The organism is Streptomyces sp. C, from assembly GCF_000158895.1.
Classification (GTDB): domain Bacteria; phylum Actinomycetota; class Actinomycetes; order Streptomycetales; family Streptomycetaceae; genus Streptomyces; species Streptomyces racemochromogenes.
In genome coordinates, this window is sequence record NZ_GG657750.1 from 6,285,093 (window position 1) to 6,289,587 (window position 4,495).

Annotated in this window: 2 protein-coding genes and 1 pseudogene; 2 read left to right on the forward strand and 1 reads right to left on the reverse strand. The window is 75.0% G+C overall.

Annotated elements, in window-relative coordinates; genetic code table 11:
- Positions 1-63: 63 nt before the first annotated feature.
- Entirely contained in the window at positions 64-1,050 is a 987-nt protein-coding gene (locus tag SSNG_RS28230; RefSeq protein WP_042802112.1) for a hypothetical protein, read from the reverse strand.
- A gap of 508 nt (positions 1,051-1,558) precedes the next feature.
- On the opposite strand from SSNG_RS28230, the gene SSNG_RS28235 reads away from it, so the two are divergent.
- On the forward strand, positions 1,559-2,995 hold the full coding sequence (locus tag SSNG_RS28235; RefSeq protein ID WP_007267344.1) for an FGGY family carbohydrate kinase: 1,437 nt from the start codon (positions 1,559-1,561) through the stop codon (positions 2,993-2,995).
- Positions 2,992-4,396, forward strand: a pseudogene (locus SSNG_RS28240) (FAD-dependent oxidoreductase). The gene SSNG_RS28235 and the pseudogene SSNG_RS28240 overlap by 4 nt, the downstream one beginning before the upstream one ends.
- The last annotated feature ends 99 nt before the right edge of the window (positions 4,397-4,495 follow it).

A 4,495-nucleotide genomic window follows, 5' to 3' on the forward strand; every position in this document is an offset into this window, starting at 1 on the left:
TCCGAGGGGGGGTTGGAGCGGGGGACGGGGGAGACGGAGAGGGAGAGGGCGGGGAGCGGGGTGTCAGTTCCCGCCGGCCAGGCTGCGGGACCTGGCGCGCAGGAACACCTCCTCGGCGAGCGCCGGGTCGGCGGGGTCGCGGGTCCGCTGGGCCCAGGGCAGGGTGGTCCAGTACCCGCCCATCGCGTCGAAGACCCGGGCCGCCGCCTCGAACCGGTGCGCTCCCCACAGGGCGTGCGCGAGGTGGTTCAGGTCGAGCGGGGAGGCCTGCGCCGGGTCGGCGTAGCGGAACCAGGCGTCCAGTGCGTGGACGGCGTCGCGGATGGCGTCCTCGGCGACCCAGTGCAGGTCGAGGGCGCGCTCCTGTCCGCCCTCGCGGCGGTAGCGCTCGACGTGGACGTAGAGCGGCAGGAGGTGCACCGCGGACCCGGGCGGGGCCGCGGCGACCGCCCAGCGGGCGAAGTTGACGGCCTCGGAGCGCGGACGCGGCCCGGGCGCCCCCGCGTGCACGAACTGGAGCATCCGGTGGTAGGCCTCACGGTTGTGCGGGTCCCGCTCGTCGGCCTGAGCGAGGATGCCCCACGGCCCGGCAGGCAGCATCGGGCCGGGCGGCGGCAGCCGGTGCTCGTCCATCAGGCGCTCCTCGTCGAGGAGGGCCAGGGCGAGCAGGCAGACCCAGGGCACGGGGTCGGAGGGGCTGAGGCCGGCGGTGGTCCGGCAGGACTGCCAGGCCTCCTGCCACAGCTCGTGCGTACGGGGATGGCCCGCACGGTGCGCGCGGACGGCGCGTTCCACGGCGACCCGGGTGTGCATCACGGTCGCCGCCATGCTGGTGGGCTGCTCGCTCCGCCAGGCCTGGACCACGTCGGAGCCGGCCGCGACGGCGGCCAGGACCTGGGTGCGCTGGGTCCACAGCCCCCAGCCGTCCGTGCGCTCCAGCAGCCGCGCCATCGACAGCCAGCGGCCGGTGCGCAGGTCCTGGACGGCGGCGCGCAGGTCGTTGTCGAGGCCGGCGGGGTGGTAGACGGGCCGGAAATCGCCGCCGGCCATCACCCGGTCCCGGGCGAGGTGCGGCCGGAACCGGCTCGTACTGCGGTCATCGTCGTCATCGGTCCTCGGATCGCATGGAGGGACGGGTCGGTCCGTCTGGCGTCCGATCGCCGCACCGGCGGAGTCGGGCCAGCCCCAGGGATGCGTGAACCATGCGCGAACTGTTCGGCGGACCCCCGCAGTTGAGCCACGGGCGGCCCCGTTACCGCCCGTTGATCGGCGATCACTATAGAGCGGGTGCGGCGGATCTCACCCGGAAACTTTTTCGATGGCAAGTTTCAAGCCACTTGCTGCATGTGATTGTCCGTCAGTCGAGACGGGGAGAGACGGAAGGATCTTGACGGGCGTCCCGCGCTGGTGGAGGCTTCCGACCGGCGCACCGACGAACCGCCGGCACGCGGACGAACCGGCGCATCGACGAACCGCCGCATCGACGAACCGCCGCATCGACGAACCGCCGGCCCGCGGACGGAACGGAACGGAACGGCAGGAACGGAACGGAGTGGTGATGACGGGCCCGGTGCTCGCAGTGGACCAAGGCACCTCGGGAACCAAGGCCCTCGTCCTGTGCCCCGACCGCGGGATCATCGGCTCGGCCTCCGCTCCCGTACGCCCCCGCCACCTGCCGGACGGCCGTGTGGAGGTGGACCCGGCCGAGCTGCTGGACTCCGTCGTCGACGCCGGACGCGCCGCGCTGGCCGCGGCCGGCGAGCCGGTGGCGGCCGTGGGCCTGGCCAACCAGGGCGAGACCGTACTCGCCTGGGATCCGGCGAACGGCGAGCCGCTCACCGACGCCATCGTCTGGCAGGACCGGCGCGCCGCAGACCTGTGCACCGAACTCGCCCCGCACGCCGAGATGCTGCACGAACGCACCGGACTGCCGCTCGACCCCTACTTCGCCGCACCCAAGATGGCCTGGATACGCCGCCACCTGACGCGGCGCGGCGTGGTCACCACCAGCGACGCCTGGCTCGTGCACCGCCTCACCGGCGCGTTCGTCACCGACGCCGCGACCGCCGGCCGCACCCAGCTGCTCGACCTCGACACCCTCGACTGGTCCCGGGACGCCCTCGGAGCCTTCGGCCTCGACGGCGAGCGGCTGCCGGAGGTCGTCGACGCGGACGCCCGCGTCGGCACCACCACCGCCTTCGGCCCCGAACTGCCGCTGACCGGGCTGCTCGTCGACCAGCAGGCCGCCCTGCTCGCCCAGAGCGTCACCGCCCCCGGCACCGCCAAGTGCACCTACGGCACCGGCGCGTTCCTGCTCGCCCAGACCGGACCCCGGCCGCGCCGCAGCTCCACCGGACTCGTCGGCTGCGTGGCCTGGCGGATCGGCGGCCGCACCAGCTACTGCCTCGACGGCCAGGTGTACACGGCCGCCTCCGCCGTGCGCTGGCTCACGGACCTCGGCGTGATCTCCGGCGCCGAGGACCTCGACACCGTCGGCGCGGGCGTCCCGGACTCCGGCGGCGTCACCTTCGTCCCCGCCCTCGCCGGACTCGCCGCCCCCTGGTGGCGGGGCGACCTGCGCGGCTCCGTCACCGGTCTCGGCCTCGGCACCACCGCCGGACACCTGGTGCACGCCCTGTGCGACGGCATCGCCGCCCAGGTCGCCGAACTCGCCGACGCCGCGGCCGCCGACCTCGGCACCCCGCTCACCACCCTCCGCGTCGACGGCGGCCTCACCCGGTCCGCCCTGCTCATGCAGGCCCAGGCCGACCTGCTCCGGATTCCGGTGGAGGTGTCGGCACTGCCCGACGCCACCGCCCTCGGCGTCGGCGCGATCGCCCGCCTCGGCCTCGACCCCTCCCTCACCGTCCGCGAGGCCGTCCCGGAGTGGAAGCCGTCCGCCGTCTACGAACCCAGGGCCGGCGCCGACGAAGCCGCCGAACGCCGCGCCCGCTTCCGCACGGCGGTCGCCGCCCTGCTCGACGGCCCGGCGTGAGCGTCACCACCCGCGGCGCCCTGCCCGGCGCCGCGTACGACGTCACCGTCATCGGCGCCGGCGTCGTCGGCTCGGCCATCGCCCGCGAACTGGCCCGGCTCCCGCTGCGGATCGCCCTGCTCGACGCCTCCGACGACGTCGGCGACGGCACCTCCAAGGCCAACACCGCCATCCTGCACACCGGCTTCGACGCGGTCCCCGGCACCCTGGAGTCCCGGCTCGTCCGCGACGGCAGCCGGCGGCTCGCCGCGTACGCCGCCGAGAACGGCATCCCGGTGGAACCGCTCGGGGCGCTCCTCGTCGCCTGGGACGCGGAACAGCACGCCGCGCTCCCCGGACTCGCCGCCAAGGCGGAGCGCAACGGCTACCACGACGCCCGCATCATCCCCGCCGAGGAGGTCCGGGCCCGCGAGCCGCACCTCGGCCCCGGGGTGCTCGGGGCCCTCGACGTACCCGGCGAGTCCGTCATCTGCCCCTGGACGACCACCCTCGCGTACGCCACCCAGGCCGTCCGCGCGGGCGTCGACCTCCACCTCAACTGCCCGGTCCGCTCCGCCACTTCCGGCGACCCGCACCTGCTGACCACCGGCCGCGGGCCGCTGCGCACCCGGCACCTGGTCAACGCGGCCGGCCTGCACGCCGACGAGATCGACCGGCTGCTCGGCCACGCCGACTTCACGGTGACGCCCCGGCGCGGCCAGCTGATCGTCTTCGACGAGCTCGCACGGGACCTCGTACGCCACATCCTGCTGCCGGTGCCGACCGCGCTCGGCAAGGGGGTCCTGGTGACGCCGACCGTGCACGTCAAGGTCATGCTGTTTCCGACCGCCGAGAACCTCGACGACAAGACGGCCACCGGGTCGACCGCCGAAGGCATCGCCCTGCTGCGGGAGAAGGGGCCGGCGCATCCTGCCCGCCCTCCTCGACGAGGAGGTCACCGCCGTGTACGCGGGACTGCGGGCCGCCACCGGATCCGAGGACTACGCGATCCGCGCCCACCCCGCGCAGCGTTACGTGACGGTGGGCGGCATCCGCTCGACGGGACTGACGGCCTCGATGGCGATCGCGTCCCACGTGGTCGCCCTCCTGGCCGAGGGCGGGCTGCCCGTGACAGGACCCCGGGACCTCGAACCACTGCGCATGCCGAACCTGGGCGAGGCGTTCCCCCGCCCCTACCGCGACGCGGAACGGATCGCGGCGGACCCCGAGTACGGCCGTATCGTCTGCCACTGCGAACGCGTCACCCGCGGGGAGATCCGCGACGCGCTCGCCTCGACGGTCCCGCCCGGCTCGCTCGACGGCCTCCGACGGCGCACCCGCGCCCGGGCCGGCCGCTGCCAGGGCTTCCACTGCGGGGCCGCGGTCCGCGCCCTGTTCGACCAGAAGGCCCCCCATGCCTGACCGCACGGACCGCACCCACCGAACAGTGGACGTACTGGTCGTCGGATCGGGCCCCGCAGGCCTCGCCCTCGCCGCCCGCGCCGCCCGCGCGGGGGCCGG